This window comes from Kurthia huakuii LAM0618, from assembly GCF_000505545.1.
GTDB classification, from domain to species: Bacteria; Bacillota; Bacilli; order Bacillales_A; family Planococcaceae; genus Kurthia; species Kurthia huakuii.
The window spans coordinates 62,503-88,981 of record NZ_AYTB01000002.1; the positions used below are offsets into that span (position 1 = coordinate 62,503).

A 26,479-nucleotide genomic window follows, 5' to 3' on the forward strand; every position below is an offset into this window, starting at 1 on the left:
TCATATAACAATGTTTTTTAAATAAATAATAAAAAATATAAAAAAACTATTGCATCATTATTCTTTATAATATATAATATTCCTTGTCTTAAAAAAATAAGATATAAAAAGCGATTGACAGACGTTAATCAGATTTGTTATTATCAAATAGTTACTTAACAACTTATAAAAAACTTTTAAAAAGTTGTTGACAAACAAAAAGATATGATGATATAATAAGTAAGTCGTTAAGATAACGGCGAACGAAATGAACCTTGAAAACTGAACAAGCAAGATGTAATCACAATAAATTCGGTTCAATAAGAATCGAAACAAAATGTTATCAAGCAAGATAACGCTAGCAAAGCAAATGAGCTTTCAAACACTTTTTATGGAGAGTTTGATCCTGGCTCAGGACGAACGCTGGCGGCGTGCCTAATACATGCAAGTCGAGCGAGGTTGTTTGGAATGCTTGCATTTCAAACAACCTAGCGGCGGACGGGTGAGTAACACGTGGGCAACCTGCCCTGTAGACTGGGATAACTTCGGGAAACCGGAGCTAATACCGGATAATTCTTTTAGCCTCATGGCTTTAAGCTAAAAGGCGCTTCGGCGTCACTACAGGATGGGCCCGCGGTGCATTAGCTAGTTGGTAGGGTAACGGCCTACCAAGGCAACGATGCATAGCCGACCTGAGAGGGTGATCGGCCACATTGGGACTGAGACACGGCCCAAACTCCTACGGGAGGCAGCAGTAGGGAATCTTCCACAATGGACGAAAGTCTGATGGAGCAACGCCGCGTGAGTGATGAAGGTTTTCGGATCGTAAAACTCTGTTGTAAGGGAAGAACAAGTGCGTTAGGTAATGAACGCGCCTTGACGGTACCTTATTAGAAAGCCACGGCTAACTACGTGCCAGCAGCCGCGGTAATACGTAGGTGGCAAGCGTTGTCCGGATTTATTGGGCGTAAAGCGCGCGCAGGTGGTTTCTTAAGTCTGATGTGAAAGCCCACGGCTCAACCGTGGAGGGTCATTGGAAACTGGGGAACTTGAGTGCAGAAGAGGATAGTGGAATTCCAAGTGTAGCGGTGAAATGCGTAGAGATTTGGAGGAACACCAGTGGCGAAGGCGACTGTCTGGTCTGTAACTGACACTGAGGCGCGAAAGCGTGGGGAGCAAACAGGATTAGATACCCTGGTAGTCCACGCCGTAAACGATGAGTGCTAAGTGTTAGGGGGTTTCCGCCCCTTAGTGCTGCAGCTAACGCATTAAGCACTCCGCCTGGGGAGTACGACCGCAAGGTTGAAACTCAAAGGAATTGACGGGGGCCCGCACAAGCGGTGGAGCATGTGGTTTAATTCGAAGCAACGCGAAGAACCTTACCAGGTCTTGACATCCCAATGACCGTCTTAGAGATAAGACTTTCCCTTCGGGGACATTGGTGACAGGTGGTGCATGGTTGTCGTCAGCTCGTGTCGTGAGATGTTGGGTTAAGTCCCGCAACGAGCGCAACCCTTATTCTTAGTTGCCATCATTTAGTTGGGCACTCTAAGGAGACTGCCGGTGACAAACCGGAGGAAGGTGGGGATGACGTCAAATCATCATGCCCCTTATGACCTGGGCTACACACGTGCTACAATGGACGGTACAGAGAGCTGCAAGCCCGCGAGGGTTAGCCAATCTCATAAAACCGTTCTCAGTTCGGATTGTAGTCTGCAACTCGACTACATGAAGCCGGAATCGCTAGTAATCGCGGATCAGCATGCCGCGGTGAATACGTTCCCGGGCCTTGTACACACCGCCCGTCACACCACGAGAGTTTGTAACACCCGAAGCCGGTGGGGTAACCATTTATGGAGCCAGCCGTCTAAGGTGGGATAGATGATTGGGGTGAAGTCGTAACAAGGTAGCCGTATCGGAAGGTGCGGCTGGATCACCTCCTTTCTAAGGATTATTACGGAATAGATGACTCGGTCATCTACGATTACACTTGCTGTTCAGTTTTGAAGGTTTATGAATCTTCTAAAACTTGTTCTTTGAAAACTGGATAAAACGACATTGAAAGTAACAAACAAATTTCTATTATAGATTTTTTATTATTAAGTTTTAATTTTTAGGCTTAATAACTTATATAGGTTAAGTTATTAAGGGCGCATGGCGGATGCCTTGGCACTAGAAGCCGATGAAGGACGGCACTAACACCGATATGCTTCGGGGAGCTGTAAGTGAGCTTTGATCCGGAGATTTCCGAATGGGGGAACCCACTGTTTTTAATAGGACAGTATCTACACGTGAATTCATAGCGTGATGATGGCAGACTCAGGGAACTGAAACATCTAAGTACCTGAAGGAAGAGAAAGAAAATTCGATTCCCTTAGTAGCGGCGAGCGAAACGGGAAGAGCCCAAACCAAGGAGCTTGCTCCTTGGGGTTGTAGGACACTCTATACGGAGTTACAAAGGAATGAGTTAAGCGAAGCGGCATGGAAAGGCCCACCAAAGAAGGTAACAGTCCTGTAGTTGAAAGTTCATTCCCTCCAGAGTGGATCCTGAGTACGGCGGAACACGTGAAATTCCGTCGGAATCTGGGAGGACCATCTCCCAAGGCTAAATACTCTCTAGTGACCGATAGTGAACCAGTACCGTGAGGGAAAGGTGAAAAGCACCCCGGAAGGGGAGTGAAAGAGATCCTGAAACCATGTGCCTACAAGTAGTTAGAGCCCGTTAATGGGTGATAGCGTGCCTTTTGTAGAATGAACCGGCGAGTTACGATCCCATGCAAGGTTAAGCTGATAAGGCGGAGCCGTAGCGAAAGCGAGTCTGAATAGGGCGAATGAGTATGTGGTTGTAGACCCGAAACCAGGTGATCTACCCATGTCCAGGGTGAAGGTAAGGTAACACTTACTGGAGGCCCGAACCCACGTACGTTGAAAAGTGCGGGGATGAGGTGTGGGTAGCGGAGAAATTCCAATCGAACCTGGAAATAGCTGGTTCTCTCCGAAATAGCTTTAGGGCTAGCCTCGCGGCTAAGAATCTTGGAGGTAGAGCACTGTTTGGACTAGGGGTCCATCCCGGATTACCGAATTCAGACAAACTCCGAATGCCAATGATTTATACGCGGGAGTCAGACTGCGAGTGATAAGATCCGTAGTCAAAAGGGAAACAGCCCAGACCACCAGCTAAGGTCCCCAAGTAATCGTTAAGTGGAAAAGGATGTGACGTTGCTTAGACAACCAGGATGTTGGCTCAGAAGCAGCCATCATTTAAAGAGTGCGTAATAGCTCACTGGTCGAGTGACGCTGCGCCGAAAATGTATCGGGGCTAAACGATTCACCGAAGCTGTGGATGGACATCTCAGATGTCCGTGGTAGGAGAGCGTTCTAATCGCTGTGAAGTCAGATCGTAAGGACTGGTGGAGCGCTTAGAAGTGAGAATGCCGGTATGAGTAGCGAAAGATGGGTGAGAATCCCATCCACCGAATGACTAAGGTTTCCTGAGGAAGGCTCGTCCGCTCAGGGTTAGTCGGGACCTAAGCCGAGGCCGATAGGCGTAGGCGATGGATAACAGGTTGATATTCCTGTACCACCTCCTCACCATTTGAGTAATGGGGGGACGCAGTAGGATAGGGTAAGCGCGCTGTTGGTTATGCGCGTCTAAGCAGTGAGGTGTGAGTGTAGGCAAATCCGCACTCTTTAACATTGAGCTGTGATAGCGAAGCTCTTAGAGCGAAGTTCCTGATTTCACACTGCCAAGAAAAGCCTCTAGCGAGGTGAGAGGTGCCCGTACCGCAAACCGACACAGGTAGTCGAGGAGAGAATCCTAAGGTGAGCGAGAGAACTCTCGTTAAGGAACTCGGCAAAATGACCCCGTAACTTAGGGATAAGGGGTGCTCTGGTAGGGTGCAAGCCCGAGAGAGCCGCAGTGAATAGGCCCAAGCGACTGTTTATCAAAAACACAGGTCTCTGCTAAACCGTAAGGTGATGTATAGGGGCTGACGCCTGCCCGGTGCTGGAAGGTTAAGAGGATTGGTTAGCGCAAGCGAAGCTGAGAATTGAAGCCCCAGTAAACGGCGGCCGTAACTATAACGGTCCTAAGGTAGCGAAATTCCTTGTCGGGTAAGTTCCGACCCGCACGAAAGGCGTAACGATTTGGGCACTGTCTCAACGAGAGACTCGGTGAAATTATAGTACCTGTGAAGATGCAGGTTACCCGCGACAGGACGGAAAGACCCCATGGAGCTTTACTGTAGCTTGATATTGAATTTTGATACATTTTGTACAGGATAGGTAGGAGCCTGAGAGACCGGAACGCCAGTTTCGGTGGAGGCGTTGTTGGGATACTACCCTAAATGTATTGAACTTCTAACCCGCACCCCTTATCGGGGTGGGAGACAGTGTCAGGCAGACAGTTTGACTGGGGCGGTCGCCTCCTAAAAGGTAACGGAGGCGCCCAAAGGTTCCCTCAGAATGGTTGGAAATCATTCGCAGAGTGTAAAGGCACAAGGGAGCTTGACTGCGAGACCTACAAGTCGAGCAGGGTCGAAAGACGGGCTTAGTGATCCGGTGGTTCCGCATGGAAGGGCCATCGCTCAACGGATAAAAGCTACCCTGGGGATAACAGGCTTATCTCCCCCAAGAGTCCACATCGACGGGGAGGTTTGGCACCTCGATGTCGGCTCATCGCATCCTGGGGCTGTAGTCGGTCCCAAGGGTTGGGCTGTTCGCCCATTAAAGCGGTACGCGAGCTGGGTTCAGAACGTCGTGAGACAGTTCGGTCCCTATCCGTCGTGGGCGTAGGAAATTTGAGAGGAGCTGTCCTTAGTACGAGAGGACCGGGATGGACACACCGCTGGTGTACCAGTTGTCTTGCCAAAGGCATCGCTGGGTAGCTATGTGTGGACGGGATAAGTGCTGAAAGCATCTAAGCATGAAGCCCCCCTCAAGATGAGATTTCCCATTACGCAAGTAAGTAAGACCCCTGAAAGACGATCAGGTAGATAGGTTCGAGATGGAAGTATGGCGACATACGGAGTTGACGAATACTAATAGGTCGAGGACTTAACCAAATATACTTTCATGTCACAATTTTATCCAGTTTTGAAAGAACAATTCTTTCTATAGTCTAGTGATGATGGCAAAGAGGTCACACCTGTTCCCATGCCGAACACAGTAGTTAAGCTCTTTAGCGCCGATGGTAGTTGGGGGTTTCCCCCTGCGAGAGTAGGACATTGCTAGGCTATTATAATATTGGAGGATTAGCTCAGCTGGGAGAGCACCTGCCTTACAAGCAGGGGGTCGGCGGTTCGATCCCGTCATCCTCCACCATTTACAGGGGCATAGTTCAACGGTAGAATAGAGGTCTCCAAAACCTTTGGTGTGGGTTCGATTCCTACTGCCCCTGCCAATTATATTATGGCGATTGTGGTGAAGTGGTTAACACACCGGATTGTGGTTCCGGCATTCGTGGGTTCGATCCCCATCAGTCGCCCCATTTTTATATTTTTTATGCGGAAGTAGTTCAGTGGTAGAACATCACCTTGCCAAGGTGGGGGTCGCGAGTTCGAACCTCGTCTTCCGCTCCATATGGGGCCTTAGCTCAGCTGGGAGAGCGCCTGCCTTGCACGCAGGAGGTCAGCGGTTCGATCCCGCTAGGCTCCACCATTTTAATATTTTTATGTTGGAGGTATACCCAAGTCCGGCTGAAGGGATTGGTCTTGAAAACCAACAGGCGGGTCAAACCGCGCGGGGGTTCGAATCCCTCTACCTCCTCCATTTATTTTTAATTTAATATTCATTATCGCGGGGTGGAGCAGTTCGGTAGCTCGTCGGGCTCATAACCCGAAGGTCGCAGGTTCAAATCCTGTCCCCGCAACCAATGGTCCGGTAGTTCAGCTGGTTAGAATGCCTGCCTGTCACGCAGGAGGTCGCGGGTTCGAGTCCCGTCCGGACCGCCATTTTTTAATATATTGGTTATTCCGTTGTAGCTCAGTTGGTAGCAGCATCTGACTGTTAATCAGAGGGTCGCAGGTTCGAGTCCTGCCAACGGAGCCATATGGAGTAGTACTCAAGAGGCTGAAGAGGCGCCCCTGCTAAGGGTGTAGGTCGGGTAACCGGCGCGGAGGTTCAAATCCTCTCTACTCCACCATTTTTTTATGTTTTTTGATAGACGGCCCCTTGGTCAAGCGGTTAAGACACCGCCCTTTCACGGCGGTAACACGGGTTCGAATCCCGTAGGGGTCATTTTCATATGCCGGTGTAGCTCAGTTGGTAGAGCAACTGACTTGTAATCAGTAGGTCGAGGGTTCGACTCCTTTCGCCGGCACCATGAGTCATTAGCTCAGTTGGTAGAGCATCTGACTTTTAATCAGAGGGTCGCTGGTTCGAATCCTGCATGACTCATATTAAGCGAGTGCAAATTGCATTCGCTTTTTTTGTGCGTTTAAATCGTTCATCTTAGAAGCAACAGTGGGCTGACAGATGCCATGCCATTTTAAGGTAGATGCATATAAATATATCATAGCGTCATTCGGCTGCGGTGTAGCGAATATTTATACTTGGTACGCAAATGAGTGCTAACTCGGCGCAATGGCTCTGGACACGCTGAATGTGAACGCTTAAGGCGGTGTTAGGCAATAGTAAGGTAGAAATAGCCTCATTCCTTTAAATCTTCTATGTTCATATGTTTAGAGGCTACCTGGCCATTTGTTAATTAACGTCATGATACAGAGGCTGGGACAAAACATTCCCTTTTCCTTTTTTAGCGTTCGCGACAAAAACCCAGAACCGCGCCACCGCGCGATTCCGGGTTTTTTTATGCTCATCTGAGATGGTGTTGTTACACGTATGTCCCAGCCTCTTTTTCAATTGGTACATAAAAAAAGGGCATGCTACACAATTGTGTAGCATGCCTCGTAAGTTTAATGTAAGAAGCCGCTTTTGCCGTAAGTCATTACATTGAAAGTTTTAAACCACCACTCCTCAAAGTGGGTGTTTGCAAAGAGTTTCATGTTCGTCTTAACGATTCCGCTAAGCATACCAGTCCGCTCTCTATCTTAAACTCCCTATTACAGATCAAAGGTTAAAACTTAATATTATTACGTACAACGCAGCTTGTATTAATACTATACTGCAACAACGCTTTTTGTGCAACATAGATGCTTTACTTAAAAAAGTGTAAAAAAAAAGAATGTAGCTTTTTGCTACGCTTCTTTGATCACTTCATGTGTTAACTTCGTAATATCGATTGTTGTATCTTCATTGAGTACATCATTTAAAATGACATCTCGGAAATAAGCAACGCTCGGTTGAAGGTCAATTTTTAAAATTCGTTTTAGTGCTTGTTGATACATATTAATAAATTCAGGGTCATTGTTACCGCGTTTTAGTTCTGCGAATGACTCGTAGAATTGATCTAGCTTATCCGCAAATTCGAGTAGTTGGCCTTCAATCGTTGCATCTTTACCTTCTTTTAAACGGTCTTTAAAGACGGCTTTAAAGTCATCGGGTATTTCGCGTGTAATGAAGTCCTCAATCATTTTATCCTCGACATGGGCAATCATTTCTTTTAACTCCGGAGATGAGTGTTTGACGGGTGTTTTAATATCACCGATGAACACTTCACCATAGTCATGGTTAATAGTTTTTTCATATAATGATTTCCAATCAATGGTTGCGCCATTTTTTTCTTCGATTGTTGCAAAAATGAGCGCATATTGAGATACTTTCCAAGAGTGGGCGGCAACGTTGTGCTCCTCGAATTTAAAGCGTCCAGGGCAACGAATGATTCTTTCTAAGTCATTTAAGCTCATAAAAAATTTGTGGATTCCCATACAACTTCTCTCCCTTCGATCTCTGTCTGTAATAGAAGTATACCCTATTTTCATAAAATAAAACGGCGGCTTACATAGGATTTAGAAAAGCTTAACACCACGTTTATAATGTTGGAGGAACAGAATGTTTTACAATTTAATTGTCTATTTCCATGTCATTGGCGCTATTTTGTCGATCGGTCCATTTTTCGTCTTATTTCCATTGTTGAAGCGTATGCAATGCGAGCAAAATATGGCTGTCTTAAAAGGTCATGTTGAGGCGTTTAGCTTGGCGATTCAAGTCGTGAAACATGCAGGGCATTTTTTAGTAGGTTTCGGGATTTTAGCAGTGTTTGTAGGCGGTTATCGATGGACGACGCCATGGATTTTCATAACGATTGTGTTATTAGTGAGCTCGGTCATTTATTTAGCGCGTGCATTCAAGCCAACGCTTCGTACATTTGGCACCGCACAATTTAATCAGCGACAATTCGTCCGAAAGTTACGTCAAGCTGTGTGGATTTATGTCGCGTTATTATGTGTGATGCTGTGGCTTATGGTGACAAAGCCGATGTTTTGGTAATGAAAAACAGGAACCGCTTGTAAGCGATTCCTGTTTTTTTAATGCTCTAACACCGGGATAAGTGATTTCGATAATTCGATTGCTGAACGTCCAGTTTTCTTATGGTTTTCGACAATCGTTAATAATAAATAATCTTCTTTATCGGCATTAAATACAAAGACAAAGCTATTTTCTGTGCCGTCATAGACACCTTGTTTTTGCTTTAATTCGGCTGTACCAGTTTTGGCAGCTAAGTTGTATGGTAAATCTTTCAGCGTATTACCAGTACCGCCTTTATGTTTCACGACTTGTTGCATCGCCGCACGTACTTTATGGGCCGATTTTTCAGTAACAGCTGGTGTCGTTTTCACTTTTTGATCTTTGATGAGGCGAGGATATGTCATGTTGCCATCATTTGCAAAGGCTGTGTAAGAGACAGCTTGCTGAATTGGCGACATAAGCACTTGCCCTTGTCCATATGCGGTATCTGCTAATAAAATATCTGAGTTGAATTCTTTATCGTTTGAAATTTGCGCCGGTTTCATTGCGATTGGCAAGTCAAAATCTTTCCCAAAAGCAAATTTATTAAAGCCATCACGTAATTTTTTCTCACCCATTGCGAGGCCTTCTTTAGCGAAGAAAATATTGTCTGAATAAATGAGTGCGCTCTTGTATTCCACATTTGTGACATTATCATGTAGACGTGTGACATAGTAAGAGCCCCATTGCGAACTTTCTTGCCATTTCAAGCCTTTAATCGTATGCGTCTTATTTTCCGTTGTGGTGCCATTATCGAGGCCAACAGCGGCTGTCACCGTTTTTAATGTCGAGCCAGGTGCATAGCGCTGCGCGAAGCGGCTTAAAAACGGCATATTTTCATCATCGGCATATTTTGCATAATCTTCTTGAGAAATACCGCGTACCATTTTATTTGGATCATAAGATGGCTTGCTGACTAACGCATTTAAATCGCCATTTTTCGGATTGATAACAACCGACGAACCTGTCGAATCTTCAAGCGCTTTGTAAGCTGCTTTTTGTGTGCTTGAATCAATGGTTAAGTAAATCGTCTGACCGTCTGTACGCTCTGCTTTTAGTAAAACATCGCGTACGCGACCGCCTGATGTAACGACTGCAATTTGGCCGCCATCGACACCGCGAAGTTGCTTATCAAATGTTTTTTCGAGGCCGCTTTTGCCAATGATATCATCGGCATTTAGTGATTTGTTGTTTTTTAAATCTTCATCGGTCACCATACCTGTATAGCCGATTAAGTGCGCTGCTGCTTCGCCAAGCGGGTAGTAGCGCATATCTTTTGAGCTGTATTTGACACCAGGTAATTCTTTCGCTTCTTTCATATCAACAATTTTAATTGGTACGAATAAATCGTCTTTTACCCAAGACTGTGCCAATTTTTTTTCTAACGTGTCGACGCTAACATCAAATGTTTTTGCAATCGCCTTGATGTTTTTGTCGCGTGTTTTACCGTTGCCGAGGTCACTTGGTAAAATGCCCATTTGATAAAACGGTGCCGTTGTTGCGAGTGGTTGATCATCGCGGTCAACGATATTTCCGCGATTTGCGCGTTCTATCGTATACGAAATTTTATCGGTACTTTGCATATGCGGGAAAATCAATGTTGGATTCCATTTAATCGCATAGGCATCACCCTTTTCAACGAGTGGTGCGCTATATTTCAACGATTCTATTTTCCCAAGTGCTGTTTCAAGCGTCATCGTATAAGTGAGTGTATAGCGATCTTTTTTAAGTTCTTCGATTTTCATATTTGAAACGTTGACGTTTTTAGCGCCAATCCCATTGAAAATCGTCGTATATTTTTCTACAATGCTTTGCTCGGTGAAATCATTGTCTGTAATCGATGATTTCGTTACGACATTTGGAATGTCTTCAAACTGTTGTTTTTCTAAGAGTGTTTTCCATGCGTCTGCAGCATCTTGTCGCGCTGTAGTTTCGTTGTTATTGAACATCAATGTAATGATTAACACTACAGCAAGGACGATGGCGATGCCGGTGAGACTTTTTGCTAACATACGTTTATTCATCGAAATGCCCTCCTTATCTCTTATTATCAGCCATTTATACATAAAAATCATTCGTTATTTTGTGTCTAATATCCTATTAGCTAAATAAATGAAAGAAATAGCTAAAAAAAATTAAAAAATTCTACTTTAAACTGCTATTTTGTTTTAAAATAAAGGAAATAGTATCCAAATGTCGAATGATATGACTAGGGCTATACAGTTTCTTCTATATAAACGTGTAGAGAAACGAGAAGGGAGGAGCAATAATGTTTAACGCAAAACAGTTTGGCGAGCAATTAAAATCATTACGCGAGACGAGCAATCACTCGATGCTATCGCTCGCAAAGCAAATTGGTACATCGGCAAGTCGTATTAAAAGCTGGGAGGTTGGCGAAAGTGTGCCTTCTGCAAAATGGATTGTGAAGCTAAGCCAAGCGCTAGCAATTTCAACGGATGAATTATTATTGAATCAAACGATTGATGACGGCGTACCATTATTATCCGAGGTGACAAAAAGTCGTAATTCTTTGCTGCGAGACTTAAACGAATTACTACAGCATTTACCAAAGCAAGATTTAATGGAATTATACGTATTAGCTGAAGTAAAGCAAAAAGGACAAACAGCAGAGGAGATTGAGATTTTACGTGCCTAATAGTTGATTAGAAAACGGATGTGCTATAGTGCATTGCCGTTTTCTTTTTTTTTCGTTCGATGTATAGTAGGAATTGAGTTTTCGAAAGAAGGAGAATTTTTATGACAATCGAACAACAGATTTTACAGTGGTTTAATCATTTTCATACACACGCAGAAATTAGCTGGAAAGAAGTTGAAACGACGAAAAAACTAGCGAGTATTTTAGATGAGCTTGGCGTCACATATCGTTTGTTTGGTGATGTGACCGGTTTAGTTGCTGAAATTGGTGACGGTGAAGAGTGCGTTGCTGTACGCGCAGATATTGATGCGCTGTGGCAAGAAGTTAACGGCGAGTGGCAGGCGAATCATTCATGTGGGCACGATGCAAATATGGCGATGGTACTTGGTGCGCTATTACGCCTGAAAAATGAGCCGCTAGAGCATCGCGTGCGCTTTATTTTCCAACCAGCAGAAGAGATGGGCAACGGAGCTGTCGCAGCGTTTGAGCGCGGTGCTGTAGACGGTGTATCGCATTTATTTGGCGTGCATTTACGTCCAATTGATGAAATCCCATTTGGTAAAATAACGCCAGCGATGCATCACGGCGCTGCGTATTTCTTAACAGGGACGATTCAAGGTGTCGATGCACACGGAGCGCGACCACATCAAGGAAAAAATGCCATTGATGTTATTATGGCGATTCAACAAATGCTGCAGTCTCTTCATGTGTCACCGTTTACACCACATTCTGCGAAATTAACAAAGATCGTTGCAGATGGTGGTAGCGTCAATATTATTCCAGGGGCCGCAAGCTTTTCAATGGATGTGCGTGCACAGGACAATGCGACACTTGATGCGATGCATGACCATATTGAGCGTGGCCTTGCCGCAATCCGTTTGCAATTTGATATTGACCTCGCGTGGGAGTGGGTTGATTATACACCGGGTGCTGCTGTATCGGACGAAGCGGCAGCGATTGCTGAACGTGCGATTACGACGGTGTGTGGGAGCGATGCGTTAGCGCCGCCTATTTTTACACCGGGTAGTGATGACTTCCATTTTTATACGGTCAAAAATCCAGCGTTAAAAGCGACGATGATTGGCATTGGGGCCGATTTAGCGCCAGGCTTACATCATCCGTATATGACATTTAATTACGATTCATTAGCGATTGCGTCAAAAGTGTTGGCAGAAACGTTAAAAACAGCGATTCCGGCAAAAATTTTACGTTAAAAAAAGAGGGTAGGGCAATAGCCTAACCTCTTTTAATAAATAGCGAAATCGAGCATATAGACCGTGCGCGGGCGACCTTGTTGATAACCCATTTCTTCGCCGACAACGCGGACGTAATTGTTATCGACGAGCTTTTTCAAAATACGCTCGGTTGTGCGACGTGTAACTTGTAAATATTCCGATAAATCATGTGCTGTAAATTGCGTTGTTTGGCGTCCTTTACTAAAGGCGATGATTTTTGAAATGTTTAATGGGCTCAGCTGCGTTTCTTTCGCAAGTTGCATAATATACGGGTCTTTAATTTGGAGCTTTAAGTTCTCATGTTGTTGACTTGCTGGATTGATTAAGTTTTTTCGCTCATCAATAATGCAAATCGTATTTGGCGCGGTATATTGAATCGCATAAAGTGCATTTTGTTCGGCTTCATTAATTGATTGACCGTAACCAAAAGCCATCTTAATATCAAATGGTGCTTGGTCAATTAATGCTGTTAATTTTTGATGATCGAGTGCGTGTTTTAAATGCCCCATCGTCGTATAAATTTCGACGCGCTCATTGTCAAAAGGTTGTTGAATACCGTGGACAGTCGCTGCTACCGTGTTGGCAAAATCCATGTACTCAGGCGGTATGTCTAGCATACCAACGACGACTTTTGCGGACTCTGATTTCGTCATGCGAGAGAGCGCCTTCGTTTCTTCTAAACGTCGTAAAATCGAGGTTGAAGAATCTAAAATGTACATCGAAGGAATCGACGCTTGCTGTAGTTTTTCATATGTATTGTGGCTACTCGTAATGACAAAGTCGATTTGTTGTTGCTGCCATAAACGCTGGTGTAAAGCGAATAATGCGGCATCATCTGTATCGGTATTAATTTCATGAATAAACGGTTCGTCGCCTTTATATTCGATATCGCGCAAAACGTTTTCAACAAACAGCTTGTCCATGACGTCGATTGAGAGGCGGTGAACCGGGATGCGATGATTAGCAGACATCGCGAGTAAGGTGTTTGAAACCGCAAATTCGTCTTGCTTTAAATAGGTCCAAGGGATTGGCCAATTTTCTAACATTGGTTTACTATAAAGATACGGCAACGTGCCCGTAATAAAGAGCACATCGCATGGCTTGACACTTTTTAAAAGCGTCGGTGTTTGTGCGGGGTGTTCATAAATATAAAAGTCGAGTTCAACGTCCATTACGTGACGGCCGAGCTTAGTTAACCGTTCCTTAAATGCACGAGAACTAATAACAGCTACTTTCGTAGGCATAGTCATCGTTCCTTTTCAGTGAGATTGTGTGGCTATTTAACGACTATTTAACGACATCTATCTTAAATGTAGCAGAGGACGCCCACCTCAAGGAGCGTAGCGAGTAGGTGGGTGGTGAATGCTACAAGGCATTAAGTTTTGACTGTAAATCAGCTTGATTGTATAATCAGTGTTATAAAAAAGAAAGGCTGATACAACAATGGTTTTAGATAGCAATAATCATTCAGTGTTCTCATTGAATTACCACTTAGTTTTAGTCGTCAAATACCGAAAAAAAGTATTTAATGATGAGAAATCAAATTACGCAAAAGATATTTTTGAAAGAATAGGAAGCAACTACAACATATCTTTAATCGAATGGCACCATGATAAAGACCATGTTCACATTTTATTTAAAGCACACCCTAATACGGAACTTTCAAAATTCATCAATGCGTATAAATCCGCAAGCTCACGATTAATAAAACGAGATTTTCCAGAAATCAAACAGCAATTATGGAAAGGAATGTGTTGGTCTAAAAGTTACTGTCTTGTAACAACTGGTGGTACATTAATAGAAACGATTAAAAAATACATTCAGTCTCAAGGACAGAATAATAAGTAGAAAGAGGTGATTGTCATGCCACATAAAGCCTACAAATTCCGTATCTACCCCACTAAAGACCAACAAGCACTCATTCATCAAACGCATGGTCATTGCCGGTTTGTTTACAACCATTTCCTTGAACGTTGGAATACTTCTTATAAGGAAGAAGGCAAAGGGTTAAATCGTTCCATCATGTCTAAAATGCTCACAAAGATGAAAAAACAAGATGATACGGCATGGTTACGCAATGTAGATAGTGTGGCGTTACAAGCCTCTTATGAAAATTTAATGGATGCTTTTAAACGTTTTTTCAAAGGACAAAATAAGTATCCTCGTTTCAAAAGTAAAAAGAACCTTGTTCAAAGCTATACAACGAAGAACAGCCATAACTGTATTGCGATTATCGGCAATACAATCAAATTACCAAAATTAGGACTGATGAAATTTGCGAAGTCGCGTGACATCGAAGGTCGTATACTGCGCGTAACCATTAAATACAATGCAAGCGGCACGTTTTACGTATCTGTCTTATGTGAAATACCGGATTTTAAGACGTTACCTCAAACAAAACAAGCTGTTGGTATTGATTTAGGTATTACGGATTTCGCCATATTTTCTAATGGGCGTAAAGTCGATAACCAACGCTTTACGACAAAGATGGAACAGAAACTCAAACGGGAACAACGTAAACTATCGCGTCGCTACGAACAAGCGAAAAAAGATAAACGTGACTTGCGTGAATGTATGAACTACCAAAAACAACGCCGAAAAGTCGCGCGTTTACGTGAGCGTGTGGCGTTTCAGCGGGAAGATTTTTTAAACAAACTATCAACGGAATTAGTCCGCCAGTATGACGTCATCTGTCTAGAGGACTTAAATATCAAAGGCATGTTGAAAAATCATAAACTAGCGAAAGCGATTAGTGACGTATCCTGGTCCTCATTCGTCCAAAAGCTGAAATATAAAGCGAAATGGTATGGTCGAGCAGTCATGAAAATCAATCGCTTCTTCCCATCAAGCCAGCTATGCCATGTATGTGGGCACCGTGATGGCAAAAAAACATTAGCTATTCGCGAGTGGGTATGTCCAGCTTGCCACACAACCCTCGACCGGGATGTCAATGCAAGTCGCAACATCTTAGCAGAAGGATTACGCCTTTTCGAAGCAACCAAACCGTAGGAACTACGGGGATAGCCTACTAAAAAAGTGAAGCCGCTGTTTCGAACAAGTGGAAACAAGCAAGCACTGTTCGTAGGAATCCCCCACTTCAAGCACGTTCAAAGAACGGCTAAGTGGGGGTAGTTCAATTAACATAACAGGAGTATCTAACATGAAAATTACACAAATTGAAATTTACGCAATTCACTTACCATTAATCGAACCTTTTATCATCTCCTATGACCGCTATGATACAATGCCATCAATCATCGTCAAAATGACGACCGATACAGGCATTGTCGGCTATGGTGAATCGGTGCCTGACGATCACGTAACAGGCGAATCTTGGGAAAGCACATATGCGGTGTTAAAACATCAATTAGCGCCTGCAGTTATTGGTCAGAATCCAATGGAATTTGAAAAAATTCATGAAGTAATGAATAAAGTCATTCGTGACGTACCAGCCGCAAAAGCTGCAATTGATATTGCTTGCTTCGATATTGCTGGTAAGGCACTGCAAGTACCAGTATATCAATTAATTGGAGGACGTTACCATAAAAAGTTCCCAATTACACATGTATTGAGTATTGGCACACCAGAAAAAATGGCCAATGAAGCGGCTGAACATGTCGAAATGGGCTACCGTTCATTCAAAATGAAAGTCGGCACGGAAGTCATGAACGATGTCGAGCGCATTAAAGCGGTGCGTGAACGTGTCGGTGCGGATATCGCGATTCGCGTTGATGTCAATCAAGGCTGGGTCAATGCAGCAACAACACTGCGCGGTTTACGTGCGATGCGCGATTTAGATATCGATTGGTTAGAGCAACCGGTTAAAGCAGACGACATTGATGCGATGGTTGATATTAAATCAAAAGCAGACGTGGCGTTAATGATTGATGAAGGCTTGCATGGTGTGAAAGAAATGCGTGAAATTATCGCGAAGCGCGCGGCTGATAAAGTGAACATTAAATTAATGAAATGCGGTGGGATTTACCCGGCGATGAAATTAGCAGTCATGGCTGAAATGGCTGGTATTGAATGCCAAGTTGGCTCAATGGTTGAATCATCTGTTGGTTCAGCAGCAGGTTTCCATGTAGCGTTCTCGAAAAAAATTATGACAAGCGTCGAATTAACAGGACCGTTAAAATTCTCAAAAGATATCGGCGATTTGCATTATGACGTGCCATTTATCGAATTAAATGAGCAACCAGGCTTAGGTGTAAATGTCGATGAAGCAATTTTAGAAGAGCTTTGCAAATTTAAAGATGTTGTCAAGGAGGGCTAATATGCCACTTTATGAAGGACTGCTAGGAGATACGCCAATCGTTATCGAGCAGTTAACGCTTAAGCAGTTAGCAGAACTAGAAGCACTGCAGCAACAAGTGTATGAGGCGTTGCCAGACAAAAATACGTTACAACCATTATCAACAGATGAGTTTACGAATATTTTAGGCGGCAATGGGCTGTTGATTGGTGTGTATGCACGCGAGCAGTTAATTGCGTTTCGTGCCTTGTTAGACCCACAGGATGACCCGGAGCATTTAGGCGTTGATTGTGGTGTAGCACGCGAAAATTTATCACGCGTTTTTTATCAAGAAATTTCAAATGTCTCACCGGACTGGCGCGGCAATGGGCTACAAAAGTTAATGGCACAAGTGATTATGGCAGCGGCTGATATGGCGCGCTATGACTATGTGTGCGCGACCGTAAAACCGTACAATATTCCAAGTTTAAAAGATAAATTTTCACAAGGGCTAATTGTGAAAGGCTTAAAATTAAAATATGGCGGCAAATTACGCTATATTTTCTTTAAAGATTTAAAAAATGCAGCACCAGCTTATCATGAAGAACAGCAAGTAAGCATGAATGATACGGCGGCGCAACAAACTCTGCTGCAGCAAGGTTATGTCGGTGTACAATTAATCAAAAATGGTGACGATTTTGCGATTGTTTACAAAAAGTAGTGAATAAGGTCTAAAAACACGCTAAAATGATAGGAGAAGTGAATAGTTTGAATCAAATTCCAGTGATGATTGATTGTGACCCAGGCATCGATGACGCAATGATGTTAACGCTCGCGTTTGCGCGCGAAGAATTAAACGTACTGCTTGTTACAACGGAAGCGGGCAATTTAACAATCGACAAAACGACGTACAACACACTTAGCTTTTTGACGCATATTAACAAGCGTGTCGAGGTTGCTAAAGGGTTACCACAGCCACTGCTTCGTAAACAAGAAGTTGCTGAAAATATTCATGGCGAAAGTGGTCTTGGTAATGTGACATGGTCTGAACCTACGATGGAAGCGAGTGCGCGTCCGGCAATTGTCGCGATGTATGACACACTCATAAATGCTGCGGAGCCAGTTACGATTGTCGCGACAGGTCCATTAACAAATATTGCGGCATTGCTTGTAGCGCATCCAGAAGTGAAACCGTGTATTAAGCAAATTTCATGGATGGGTGGCGCTGTCGTTGGCGGTAATATGTCGGCGACTGCGGAATTTAATGCCTATGTCGATCCTCATGCGGCAGAGCTCGTGATGCGCTCAGGGGTGCCAATCATTATGAGTGGCTTAGATGTCACGCATAAAGCGTATATTACACGCGATGAAATGACACGCCTGCGTACACTAGGGACGCCATTTGCTGAAAAAGTGGCTGATATGATGCAGTTTTATACGTTTACGCAGCGACAAACGCCATTTCATGCGCCAGGATTTGCGGAGCAGATTCGCATTCATGATGTGAGTGCAATTGCTTGTCTTATCGCACCGCACATATATGATGGCGATGATTATTTCGTCGAAGTGGAGCTAGAGGGGCGCTTGACACAAGGAGCGACAATTGTTGATTATACGAAGCAATCGGGCAATGAACCAAATGTTTACGTGCTTCATTCTGTTAATCGCGCGGCATTTATCGAACTATTCTTTGATGCAGTAACAACGATTGGGAAAACGTTGTAAACACTTTTAGGGGGATTCGCATGTCAAAGAAAATTGTTGTGATTGGTAGTATTAATATGGATTTAGTGTATGAAGTGCCTGAAATTGTGAAGGAAGGTCAAACGATTCAAACGACCGACCACCATTTATTTTTTGGTGGTAAGGGGGCAAATCAGGCGATGACGGCCGCACAATTAGGTGCAGAGGTCGCATTCATTGGCAGCGTTGGTGAAGATGGTTATGGTCAGCAAGCGATTTTTAATTTAGAAAGTCAGCATGTAGATACGTCATACATTCATCATCAGGGATTAACAGGACAGGCGATTATTCAGCTCTCACATACGGCTGAAAACGCCATTTTACTTTATCCCGGCGCGAATTTTAATGTGACGCCAGCGCATATTGAAGCGGCGCGTGATGTTATTGAACAGAGCGATATGCTGCTACTACAACTTGAAATTCCGCTACCAGCTATTGAACGCGCGATCGAGATTGCTTATGCGAGCAATACACAAATCTTTTTAAATCCAGCACCATCACAGCCATTATCAGATGACTTGCTGATGAAACTCGATTATTTAACACCAAACTGTACCGAGCTTGAAAACTTATCAGGCATTCCATTTGATGAGCATAATTTGGAAGAGGCGTGCGAAATATTAATTAATAAAGGCGTTAACTGTGTCATTGTCACACTCGGTAAAAAGGGTTCGTATTATTTTACGCGTGATGGGCAGCAAGGCTATTTATCATCAAATCGTATGAAGCCGGTAGATACGACCGGCGCCGGTGATGCGTTTAGCGGGGCACTGGCGGTCGCATTGCTACATGACTCAGAGCTTGAGGAAGCGATTCATTATGCGTCTGACGTTGCGGGCTATGTTGTCACGCAAAAAGGTGCGCAACCAGAAATTCCGCTGTCGTATCGCTACGTTAAATATCATGTATAACAAAAAGCAGGAAGCGCGATTTTTTTGCGTCTCCTGCTTTTTTTAGTGTTCAAAAAATGTTTGATAAATTAAATATAAATTCAGTGACACAACTAATGCTGAAATAGCCCAGCCAAGCATCGTCGTCAATTTATGGTTTACAAGCTCACCCATAATGCGTTTATTACTCGTAAATAGGACGAGTGGAATTAAGGCAAAGGCAATCCCAAATGATAAAATAACTTGGCTCCACACGAGCGCTTTTGTGGCATTGATCCCGAAAATAATAATCGCAAGCGGTGGAATCATCGTAATCGTACGGCGCACATAAAGGCGAATTTTCTTTTGAATAAAGCCTTGCATGACCACATCACCTGCAAGTGTACCGACAGAAGAGCTAGCGAGTCCGGCGATTAACAGACCAAGACCGAATGAAATCGCCGCGGTTGGACCGAGTAGTTCATGGAATGAATTATAGGCGACATCTAAATCTTCAATGTGCAAACCGCGTGTATGGAACACCGCCGCTGCGATAATGAGCATCGCCATATTGATCGCACCAGCGACCACCATCGCGATGACAATATCGATAAATTCGAAGCGGAATACACGTTTTTTCATTGCTGGTGTTTCTGCTTTGACGCGGTGCTGGGTTAATGATGAATGTAAATAAATCGCGTGTGGCATAACGGTCGCGCCAAGAATCCCTGTTGCTAATAGCAATGAATCAACACCCGCAAAGCCTGGTACAAGACCGCTCATAACATCGCCAACAGTTGGCTCTGCAATAAATAATTGTACGGCAAAGGCGAGGACAACCATGACGACCATTGCGGAAACGCCAGCTTCAAAAGCGCGTACACCGCGGCGTTGTAGTTCTAAAATGGCAAATGACCCAATCGCTGTAATAATCGCGGCTGGAATCATCGGAATATTAAATAGTAAATATAAGCCGAGTGCTGCACCGATAAATTCGGCTAAATCGGTCGCCATAATGACGAGCTCGGCTTGAACCCACAATAAAATCGATGTTGGTTTTGAAAAGTTTTCGCGTGCGACTTCTGGTAAATTTTTGCCGGTCGCAATGCCGAGTTTTGCGGATAATGATTGAATGAGTACTGCCATTAAGTTTGAGGCAACAATGACCCATAATAATAAATAGCCGTATTCGGAACCTGCCGTAATATTTGTTGCAAAGTTGCCGGGGTCGATATAGGCAACGGCTGCGATAAAGGCAGGGCCTAGAAATGGTAAAATTCTTTTGAATCCTTTGACGTCACCGTTTAATACGGCTTCAGCAGAAGGGCGTTTATAAGGATGGAAAAGAGGAATCTTCATTTGAGCCATAACAGTTTCCTTCTTTCTTTATTTTTTCGTCAAGTACAAAAAGTTTCCTTTGGGAAAATCACATCTACAGTCTACTGCTAAATTTTTAAATTGTAAAGAATTATTTCAATGGACAAAAGCCACAAACCATTAAGCCGGGGACATCTTTTGAGAAGCAGCACGTTTTGCGCACTGGCACATTAATTAAGGACGACGGATGCACACCATTTGTATAGCGATGCCAAATCGATGTATCAGCGATGCCTTGCCAGACGTCATCTGCTTCCAATATATTAACGATTTCACGGGCCGTATCGGTCGTCATTGGATTTTGTAGGAGCGTATGGAAATGCCACAGCATATAACCAAAAATATTTTCCCAAATAAGCAACGGAGAAATCGATGTAATGTTTCGTAGCGCCTGTACAACCGGGAGGCATTGCTCGTGTAAAATCGTATGAATCGCTTCGTAGCGCTCCTCTTCATCAACAAAATCCCAGTCGTGACTATCGGCTGTCATTGAGAGCGAGCGCCGGCCATATTCATCGCGTGCAATAAAACCAATTGCTGAATAATCGCCTTGCCAAACTTCCTCATATGCCGTCATCATATAAAACTGCATGGAAATAAACATGCCGTAGCGTTTTGTAAAGTACGACAGTGCGACGGTATCATTTTCATTATCACTAAAAACATGTGCCATTTTCAATAAATCTGGACCGAAATCATCATTTAAAACGTCTTCTAATGAGAAAAGTTTTTGATTCATTTCATCGGGGTAAATACTGTATGAATGTAGTTGTATTAATTGATCGCGCGATAATGCTGACATATAAAAACCTCCACCTTTGTAAAAAAATTAAAAAATTATGTTAAATGTATTGACTATTTAATTGAGAAAGATTATCATTATCACATAAAGAAAAACTCCTTCTCGTCATTGCAACTTTGAGAAGATTCATGATTAACTACTTTTCTCCAAATCTCAGTTAATCGACGTACTATTCTTAACCCCCCTCAAAAGTTTCGAATAGAACGAACACTCCTAGAACGCTCGGTTTTCGCCAACCACAGCGTTCTTTTTTGTGTTTAAACGTAGAAAAAAGGGAATCCACTGCATAGTTTAGTGGATTCTCTTTTTGAGTAACATTGTGTGATAACTATGAATAAACATGCCGATAATAATGACTGCTAGGCCGATAAGTGCCATAGTTGATGGCAGTGCGACGTTTAAAAGCAGCATTTCTCCGATAATAACGAACACGATTTCTGCTGATTGTGTTGCTTCTACGGCAGCAAGCTTCCCTTGGTCGTGTCGTACGCGGTCGGTCGCAATAAAAAATAACACCGTTGCGATGATCCCTGAGCTGAGCGCGACAATTAATGAGTTGATGACTTGGCTCATTGACGGCCAGCCGACAGTCATAAGCGCATACATCGCCATGAGCATCCAAGCAGGCATTGACGCGATTGTCATGCCTAGTACGCGGCTAAATGTATCAAGGCGCCCATCACAGACGTCCATCATTTTACGGTTACCAAGTGGATAGGCAAATGCGGCAACAACTACAGGGATGAGGCCAAGCATTAAATCTGTAAAGCCGACTGATTTAATACTTGGTAGTTGAATCAATACAATCCCTAGTAAAATGATACAAGAAATACTAAGTGACGCAACAGGAATCTTTTGCCGTACTTTTTTGCCAGCTGTATGAATGAAAAATAATGGCGCTAGTAGTACGCCGGCGACAATCGTTAATTGCCATGTACCGGATACGAGCCAGCCTGGTCCGTAAGCTGCCGCAAACGTGAGCGGGGCGTAAAATAATACGAAACCAACGAAGCTCCAGAGTAGCCATGCGCCGGGAGCTTTTTTCATTTCCTCGGTCATCGGTGTTAAATGGCGCTGTAGTGCAACGATGATGAATAAAAATGGCAGCATAAAGAAATAGCGGAGCGATGCACTCCATAACCAACTGCCACCATCAAGCTCCATCGCGTGATTTAAAATAAACGTTACCGCAAAAAATAATGCGGCTAAAATGCCGATAATAATTTCAGTCATGCAAACTCCTTTCATCCTAAATAAGATTAGCATTAGTGTACACAAAAATTGCCGTAATGTATTGCATATGACAAAAAAACCCACGTAGAAAACGTAAAAAAATCCAGCATCAGTTGTTGCGTGATGCTGGATTTTTTACGTTATTAAGCTTGTGCCTCGTAAAGCTGAATCATTTCAATGATGACTTCAGTTGCTTTGACCATCGTTTCAGCAGATACATATTCGTATTTACCGTGCATATTTTCGCCACCTGCAAAAATATTTGGTGTTGGTAAGCCCATATAAGAAAGTTGTGAGCCATCTGTACCGCCACGAATTGGTTTAACGATTGGTGTGATGTTTAAGTTTGTCATGGCTTTGTGTGCGATATCAACAATATGTTTTACCGGCTCGATTTTGTCGCCCATATTGTAATATTGGTCGCCCATTTCAAGCGTAATAGCAGTGTCACCGTATTCAGCTTTTAGCGCATCAGCAGCTTGCTGTACAAGTGCTTTTTTCGCTTCGAATTTGTCATGATCGTGGTCGCGGATAATGTAGTCCATGTCCGTTTTTTCGATTGTACCGTTGAATTCCATTAAGTGAATGAAGCCATCGCGGCCATCTGTTAATTCAGGAACGGCATCTTTTGGCATCATTTCTTGGAATTTAATGGCCGCTGTAATCGAGTTGACCATTTTATTTTTAGCAGAGCCTGGGTGCACGTTTGTGCCGAATGTTGTTACTTTTGCATATGCTGCATTAAAGCTTTCGTATTCGAGCTCGCCTAGTGGACCGCCATCCATTGTGTAAGCGAAATCGGCATTGAAGCGCGCTACATCAAATTTATGTGGGCCGCGGCCGATTTCTTCATCAGGTGTAAAGCCGACGCGAAGCTCGCCGTGCTTGATTTCAGGATGTTCGAGTAAATATTCCATCGCCGTCATAATCTCAACGATGCCTGCTTTATCATCGGCACCAAGTAATGTTGTCCCGTCTGTTGTAATTAATGTTTGACCAACGTAACCTGCAAGCTCTGGCGACATAGAAGGTGATAACACGACCTCCTCGTTTAATTGTAAGTCGCCGCCGCCATAGTTGTCCCAGCGCTGCGGCTTGACGTTTGTGCCAGTGAAATCCGTCGCTGTATCGACGTGAGCTAAAAAGCCGATTGTTGGGATTTTTTTGTCTGTGTTGGCTGGTAATGTCGCAAATAAGTAGCCGTATTCATCAATGGCTACATCTTGCATACCAATTTCTTTTAGTTCTGTTTCAAGTAGGCGTAATAAATCCCATTGTTTGGCTGTTGATGGCGTTGTTTGGCTATCCTCATTTGATTGCGTATCGATTGTTGTATAGCGCACTAAGCGTTCGATTACTGTTTCTTTCATTCTCAAAAACCCTCCTAAATTAAACGAATGTAGCTTTATGACGTAATTTTAAAAAAATAAAGACTATTCTAACGTTATTCTAACACTTTATTTGGTAAACCGAAATAATTTACGATGCTCAAACTAAAGAAAAGCGCCGAACAGTAATATGGTGTCATCATCAGGACATTCAAGTGGCTAAGAGGTGTAATGAAATTGTTGATGGCGAATAATAAATTCGCCGAGGCAAAGCAGAGCGTTGCTGCAATAATCATCCATTGGCGGGTGTGAAAAGAGGCCCAAAGCATCGTTAATGTAATGGCAATGTAGAGGCTAATTACTAAGCTGAGCATATAGAGGTGATCTTTCATAATGTTGCCGACAACCCAGCCGATAATGATGGCTGCTAGCATAACGAGAGTTGCTAGTAACCATTTAGATGGGGTTTTCCACGGCACCGTGAAAAATGCTCGTAAAAAATACAGTTGCCCAGCGGCGAAAAACATCAGGCTAAACACGAAGTAAGGGAGTGTTGCCGTCCCGCAAGCAATCAAAATTAGCGCTACAATAACTGAACGCGCGTAGCTCTCCTGTCGTAAATCATAGAAGCGATAAGCAAGAAGAATGATGAAGAGCATCGGAACCACTTTGAAAATTTGCTGAACGAAATACGGTTCATCAAGTGGCATATAGTGAACATAATACATTGCCGATGCAATTGCGCCAATGATATAGAAGATCATCTTAAACATTCCTCCATTCATAAGCGAATTAGTTGTTATATTCCCAAATGCAGTTTAAAATGAAACTTTTTGCGTAGGATTTCCGTATAAAAAGTATTGACATTAGGAGGGAAGAAATCATGATTATGACGTTTGTTATCGCCGCGGTATTTGCCGCTATAGCGGCCATTTTAATTGTGCCGTTAACCGGTAAAACAAAAGATGGCGATTTTAAATTAGGCTTTAAAGCAGCATTTTTCGGTGGCGTCTTTGTCGCAGCGTTTATCGCATTCGGCCTTATTTTTTACATTACAAAGATTGACCAAAACTGGACTGCACTATGGCCTGTATTTTTCATTTTAGCGCTTATTGGTAGTGCTTTTTCTGCCGGTATCGAGCAAAAAGTGAAGCTTGTATTAGGCGGTGTTAGTGTGTTATTTGCGGCGTATATGCTTGTTGCGCCAGTATTAAATGCGAATGAAAAATACGATTCGGCAAAAATGGCAACCAAAACGGAATTAAAAGCATTCGATGAAACGAAAACACCGGCGAGTGTGCCGCCAAAATATGCGCGTAATAAAATGAAAAAGGCCTTTAGCCAAGTGCCAAATACGAGTTATTACGAGTTAGGACATTTACAAATTCAAAAAGTGAATGGCGAATTTGTTTATGTTGCGCCAGTAGAGTTTTCGGATTTTTGGAAATGGTTTAAAGGCGACGTTTCACCGGGTTACTTTATGGTGAGCGCGACCGATTCATCAGCTAATCCAAAATTCATGAAGGCCGATATGAAATATGTAGAATCGGCTTATTTAAACAACAATGTGGAGCGTTATATGCGTTTGCATAACCCAACGAAAATCTTCAGTGGTAATGTGCAACTCGAAGTGGATGATGACGGGAAACCGTACTATATCCGCACATACGGCGATTTTATTTCTGCACGTAATGGTTTTGAACCAAAGGGTATTGTGATCGTTGATGCGAAGTCAGGAGATATTAAAACGTATGCGTTAAAAGACGTTCCTGCATTTATTGACGGTGCTGTCTCACCAGAATCGGTGAGCTTACAAAATAGCTACTTTGGTAAATACATTCATGGGTACTTCAATACGATTTTTGGGAAGCGTGACATAAAGCTCCCATCAGATGAAGGAACAGAAGCGAACGTGAGCCCGGTATTTGATGAAAATGGTGATATGTATTACTTCACTGATTTCACAAGTCCAAAAGAGGGTGTCGACTCGATGCTAGGCTATTCATTAACGAATGCACGTACGGGTGAGGGCACGTATTATACCGGCAATAAAGAAGAAGCGTATATGGATTCAGAAGGAGCACTTCAAGTAGTTGAAAAGAAATTTGTTGAGAAGAAATGGGAAGGCTCAATGCCACTACTCTATAATTTCTACGGTGAAGCAAGTTGGCTAGTGCCGGTGCTTGATTCCAATGGTTTCTTACAAAATTATTACATCGTATCTGCTGCTAATCCAGAAATTGCAGTGACAGGAGCAACGCCAAATGAGGCGCTACGCCAATATAAAACGGTGTTAAGCCGTACCGGTGCATCAAGTACCGTAAATGGTAGCTCGTCACAAGAAGAAAAAACAGCAACTGGTAAAGTCGTGCGCGTCTATAAGGAACAAAATGGTGACTTCACGAATGTTTCCTTCTTATTAGACAATGGCGATAATTATATCGTGTCAACGGAAGTTGCACCGCTTGCAGTTTATTTACAGGAAAAAGACAAGGTAGAAGTAACATATATTAATTCTGCAGATGTCTTCCTACCAGTAAAAGAATTAAAAGTGGATGGCTTACTAGAAAAAGAATAAGCAAAAAAGAGGCTTTGACATACGTGTAGCAACCTCTTA

Annotated in this window: 18 protein-coding genes, 13 tRNA genes, 3 rRNA genes and 1 other RNA gene; 26 read left to right on the forward strand and 9 right to left on the reverse strand. The window is 43.2% G+C overall.

Features of this window, described 5'->3' with window-relative positions:
- Window positions 1–367 precede the first annotated feature (367 nt).
- The 16 genes from V514_RS0100310 (at window position 368) to V514_RS0100385 (ending at window position 6,375) form a co-directional block, all read left to right on the forward strand.
- Window positions 368–1,923 (forward strand): 16S ribosomal RNA (locus V514_RS0100310).
- Between the two features lie 190 nt (window positions 1,924–2,113).
- Window positions 2,114–5,042 (forward strand): 23S ribosomal RNA (locus V514_RS0100315).
- Between the two features lie 55 nt (window positions 5,043–5,097).
- Window positions 5,098–5,213, forward strand: a 5S ribosomal RNA gene (gene rrf / locus V514_RS0100320).
- The 16S, 23S and 5S rRNA genes sit together here with 13 tRNA genes alongside, the layout of an rRNA operon.
- A gap of 12 nt (window positions 5,214–5,225) precedes the next feature.
- Window positions 5,226–5,301, forward strand: a tRNA-Val gene (locus tag V514_RS0100325).
- Window positions 5,302–5,306: 5 nt separating this feature from the next.
- Window positions 5,307–5,380 (forward strand) — tRNA-Trp (locus V514_RS0100330).
- A gap of 11 nt (window positions 5,381–5,391) precedes the next feature.
- A tRNA-His gene (locus V514_RS0100335) sits at window positions 5,392–5,467 on the forward strand.
- Window positions 5,468–5,483: 16 nt separating this feature from the next.
- Window positions 5,484–5,558, forward strand: a tRNA-Gly gene (locus V514_RS0100340).
- 3 nt (window positions 5,559–5,561) lie between these two features.
- Window positions 5,562–5,637: transfer RNA gene (locus V514_RS0100345), tRNA-Ala, on the forward strand.
- An 18-nt stretch (window positions 5,638–5,655) separates the two neighbouring features.
- Window positions 5,656–5,748, forward strand: a tRNA-Ser gene (locus V514_RS0100350).
- Window positions 5,749–5,774: 26 nt separating this feature from the next.
- Window positions 5,775–5,851 (forward strand) — tRNA-Met (locus V514_RS0100355).
- A gap of 2 nt (window positions 5,852–5,853) precedes the next feature.
- Window positions 5,854–5,930, forward strand: a tRNA-Asp gene (locus V514_RS0100360).
- A 20-nt stretch (window positions 5,931–5,950) separates the two neighbouring features.
- Window positions 5,951–6,027: transfer RNA gene (locus V514_RS0100365), tRNA-Asn, on the forward strand.
- Between the two features lie 3 nt (window positions 6,028–6,030).
- A tRNA-Ser gene (locus V514_RS0100370) sits at window positions 6,031–6,121 on the forward strand.
- A gap of 23 nt (window positions 6,122–6,144) precedes the next feature.
- Window positions 6,145–6,216 (forward strand) — tRNA-Glu (locus V514_RS0100375).
- A 9-nt stretch (window positions 6,217–6,225) separates the two neighbouring features.
- Window positions 6,226–6,301 (forward strand) — tRNA-Thr (locus V514_RS0100380).
- Window position 6,302: 1 nt separating this feature from the next.
- A tRNA-Lys gene (locus V514_RS0100385) sits at window positions 6,303–6,375 on the forward strand.
- Window positions 6,376–6,899: 524 nt separating this feature from the next.
- On the opposite strand, the gene ssrS is transcribed toward V514_RS0100385, so the two are convergent.
- Both ssrS and V514_RS0100390 read right to left on the reverse strand, forming a co-directional pair.
- Window positions 6,900–7,091: non-coding RNA, 6S RNA (ssrS, locus tag V514_RS19895), on the reverse strand.
- 84 nt (window positions 7,092–7,175) lie between these two features.
- Window positions 7,176–7,805: a YfbR-like 5'-deoxynucleotidase gene (locus tag V514_RS0100390; RefSeq protein ID WP_029497674.1), complete on the reverse strand. Its 630-nt coding sequence runs from the start codon at window positions 7,803–7,805 to the stop codon at window positions 7,176–7,178.
- Window positions 7,806–7,929: 124 nt separating this feature from the next.
- Here V514_RS0100390 and V514_RS0100395 point away from each other — a divergent pair, with 124 nt between their 5' ends.
- Window positions 7,930–8,367, forward strand: coding sequence for a hypothetical protein (locus V514_RS0100395; protein ID WP_029497675.1), 438 nt, complete (start codon window positions 7,930–7,932; stop codon window positions 8,365–8,367).
- A gap of 38 nt (window positions 8,368–8,405) precedes the next feature.
- Here V514_RS0100395 and pbp4 read toward each other — a convergent pair whose 3' ends face one another.
- On the reverse strand, window positions 8,406–10,409 hold the full coding sequence (pbp4, locus tag V514_RS0100400) for a penicillin-binding protein PBP4(5) (protein ID WP_029497676.1): 2,004 nt from the start codon (window positions 10,407–10,409) through the stop codon (window positions 8,406–8,408).
- A 245-nt stretch (window positions 10,410–10,654) separates the two neighbouring features.
- On the opposite strand from pbp4, the gene V514_RS0100405 reads away from it, so the two are divergent.
- The gene (locus tag V514_RS0100405) at window positions 10,655–11,041 is read left to right on the forward strand and encodes a helix-turn-helix domain-containing protein (protein ID WP_029497677.1); all 387 of its coding nucleotides are present in this window, start codon (window positions 10,655–10,657) and stop codon (window positions 11,039–11,041) included.
- Window positions 11,042–11,142: 101 nt separating this feature from the next.
- A complete protein-coding gene (locus V514_RS0100410) occupies window positions 11,143–12,255 on the forward strand; it encodes an amidohydrolase (protein ID WP_029497678.1) in 1,113 nt (370 codons plus the stop codon).
- Window positions 12,256–12,287: 32 nt separating this feature from the next.
- Here the strand turns inward: V514_RS0100410 and V514_RS0100415 are convergent, their stop codons facing one another.
- Entirely contained in the window at window positions 12,288–13,520 is a 1,233-nt protein-coding gene (locus tag V514_RS0100415; RefSeq protein WP_029497679.1) for a hypothetical protein, read from the reverse strand.
- A 199-nt stretch (window positions 13,521–13,719) separates the two neighbouring features.
- Here V514_RS0100415 and tnpA point away from each other — a divergent pair, with 199 nt between their 5' ends.
- The 6 genes from tnpA to rbsK all read left to right on the forward strand — a co-directional run bounded on the left by tnpA (window position 13,720) and on the right by rbsK (window position 19,164).
- Complete coding sequence (gene tnpA / locus V514_RS0100420) at window positions 13,720–14,124, forward strand: IS200/IS605 family transposase (protein WP_029497680.1); 405 nt, start codon at window positions 13,720–13,722, stop codon at window positions 14,122–14,124.
- 15 nt (window positions 14,125–14,139) lie between these two features.
- Window positions 14,140–15,285 (forward strand): IS200/IS605 family element RNA-guided endonuclease TnpB, encoded by a 1,146-nt coding sequence (tnpB, locus tag V514_RS0100425; RefSeq protein ID WP_029497681.1) that lies wholly within the window; start codon window positions 14,140–14,142, stop codon window positions 15,283–15,285.
- A gap of 151 nt (window positions 15,286–15,436) precedes the next feature.
- The gene (locus V514_RS0100430) at window positions 15,437–16,552 is read left to right on the forward strand and encodes a mandelate racemase/muconate lactonizing enzyme family protein (RefSeq protein WP_029497682.1); all 1,116 of its coding nucleotides are present in this window, start codon (window positions 15,437–15,439) and stop codon (window positions 16,550–16,552) included.
- A gap of 1 nt (window position 16,553) precedes the next feature.
- Window positions 16,554–17,231 carry an N-acetyltransferase gene (locus V514_RS0100435; protein WP_029497683.1) on the forward strand — a complete coding sequence of 226 codons (678 nt, stop codon included), beginning with the start codon at window positions 16,554–16,556 and terminating at the stop codon, window positions 17,229–17,231.
- Between the two features lie 38 nt (window positions 17,232–17,269).
- Window positions 17,270–18,235, forward strand: a complete 966-nt coding sequence (locus V514_RS0100440) for a nucleoside hydrolase (RefSeq protein ID WP_235072986.1) — start codon at window positions 17,270–17,272, stop codon at window positions 18,233–18,235.
- Window positions 18,236–18,255: 20 nt separating this feature from the next.
- A complete protein-coding gene (gene rbsK / locus V514_RS0100445; protein ID WP_029497685.1) occupies window positions 18,256–19,164 on the forward strand; it encodes a ribokinase in 909 nt (302 codons plus the stop codon).
- Window positions 19,165–19,206: 42 nt separating this feature from the next.
- Here rbsK and V514_RS0100450 read toward each other — a convergent pair whose 3' ends face one another.
- The 5 genes from V514_RS0100450 to V514_RS0100470 form a co-directional block, all read right to left on the reverse strand.
- A complete protein-coding gene (locus V514_RS0100450) occupies window positions 19,207–20,490 on the reverse strand; it encodes an Nramp family divalent metal transporter (RefSeq protein WP_029497686.1) in 1,284 nt (427 codons plus the stop codon).
- Window positions 20,491–20,590: 100 nt separating this feature from the next.
- Window positions 20,591–21,301 carry a hypothetical protein gene (locus tag V514_RS0100455; protein ID WP_029497687.1) on the reverse strand — a complete coding sequence of 237 codons (711 nt, stop codon included), beginning with the start codon at window positions 21,299–21,301 and terminating at the stop codon, window positions 20,591–20,593.
- A 291-nt stretch (window positions 21,302–21,592) separates the two neighbouring features.
- The gene (locus V514_RS0100460) at window positions 21,593–22,534 is read right to left on the reverse strand and encodes a DMT family transporter (RefSeq protein ID WP_029497688.1); all 942 of its coding nucleotides are present in this window, start codon (window positions 22,532–22,534) and stop codon (window positions 21,593–21,595) included.
- A 143-nt stretch (window positions 22,535–22,677) separates the two neighbouring features.
- A complete protein-coding gene (pepT, locus tag V514_RS0100465; protein ID WP_029497689.1) occupies window positions 22,678–23,904 on the reverse strand; it encodes a peptidase T in 1,227 nt (408 codons plus the stop codon).
- 74 nt (window positions 23,905–23,978) lie between these two features.
- A complete protein-coding gene (locus tag V514_RS0100470) occupies window positions 23,979–24,626 on the reverse strand; it encodes a lysoplasmalogenase family protein (RefSeq protein WP_029497690.1) in 648 nt (215 codons plus the stop codon).
- 119 nt (window positions 24,627–24,745) lie between these two features.
- Between V514_RS0100470 and V514_RS0100475 the strand changes: the two genes are divergently transcribed.
- A complete protein-coding gene (locus V514_RS0100475; RefSeq protein WP_029497691.1) occupies window positions 24,746–26,440 on the forward strand; it encodes a membrane protein in 1,695 nt (564 codons plus the stop codon).
- Window positions 26,441–26,479 lie beyond the last annotated feature (39 nt).

Excerpts from the sequence above, each read along its gene's own strand:
- V514_RS0100390 (WP_029497674.1), bottom strand. The coding sequence starts at position 7,805 with ATGGGAATCCACAAATTTTTTATGAGCTTAAATGACTTAGAAAGAATC.
- V514_RS0100395 (WP_029497675.1), top strand. The coding sequence starts at position 7,930 with ATGTTTTACAATTTAATTGTCTATTTCCATGTCATTGGCGCTATTTTG.
- pbp4 (WP_029497676.1), bottom strand. The coding sequence starts at position 10,409 with ATGAATAAACGTATGTTAGCAAAAAGTCTCACCGGCATCGCCATCGTC.
- V514_RS0100405 (WP_029497677.1), top strand. The coding sequence starts at position 10,655 with ATGTTTAACGCAAAACAGTTTGGCGAGCAATTAAAATCATTACGCGAG.
- V514_RS0100410 (WP_029497678.1), top strand. The coding sequence starts at position 11,143 with ATGACAATCGAACAACAGATTTTACAGTGGTTTAATCATTTTCATACA.
- V514_RS0100415 (WP_029497679.1), bottom strand. The coding sequence starts at position 13,520 with ATGCCTACGAAAGTAGCTGTTATTAGTTCTCGTGCATTTAAGGAACGG.
- tnpA (WP_029497680.1), top strand. The coding sequence starts at position 13,720 with ATGGTTTTAGATAGCAATAATCATTCAGTGTTCTCATTGAATTACCAC.
- tnpB (WP_029497681.1), top strand. The coding sequence starts at position 14,140 with ATGCCACATAAAGCCTACAAATTCCGTATCTACCCCACTAAAGACCAA.
- V514_RS0100430 (WP_029497682.1), top strand. The coding sequence starts at position 15,437 with ATGAAAATTACACAAATTGAAATTTACGCAATTCACTTACCATTAATC.
- V514_RS0100435 (WP_029497683.1), top strand. The coding sequence starts at position 16,554 with ATGCCACTTTATGAAGGACTGCTAGGAGATACGCCAATCGTTATCGAG.
- rbsK (WP_029497685.1), top strand. The coding sequence starts at position 18,256 with ATGTCAAAGAAAATTGTTGTGATTGGTAGTATTAATATGGATTTAGTG.
- V514_RS0100450 (WP_029497686.1), bottom strand. The coding sequence starts at position 20,490 with ATGGCTCAAATGAAGATTCCTCTTTTCCATCCTTATAAACGCCCTTCT.
- V514_RS0100455 (WP_029497687.1), bottom strand. The coding sequence starts at position 21,301 with ATGTCAGCATTATCGCGCGATCAATTAATACAACTACATTCATACAGT.
- V514_RS0100460 (WP_029497688.1), bottom strand. The coding sequence starts at position 22,534 with ATGACTGAAATTATTATCGGCATTTTAGCCGCATTATTTTTTGCGGTA.
- pepT (WP_029497689.1), bottom strand. The coding sequence starts at position 23,904 with ATGAAAGAAACAGTAATCGAACGCTTAGTGCGCTATACAACAATCGAT.
- V514_RS0100470 (WP_029497690.1), bottom strand. The coding sequence starts at position 24,626 with ATGATCTTCTATATCATTGGCGCAATTGCATCGGCAATGTATTATGTT.
- V514_RS0100475 (WP_029497691.1), top strand. The coding sequence starts at position 24,746 with ATGATTATGACGTTTGTTATCGCCGCGGTATTTGCCGCTATAGCGGCC.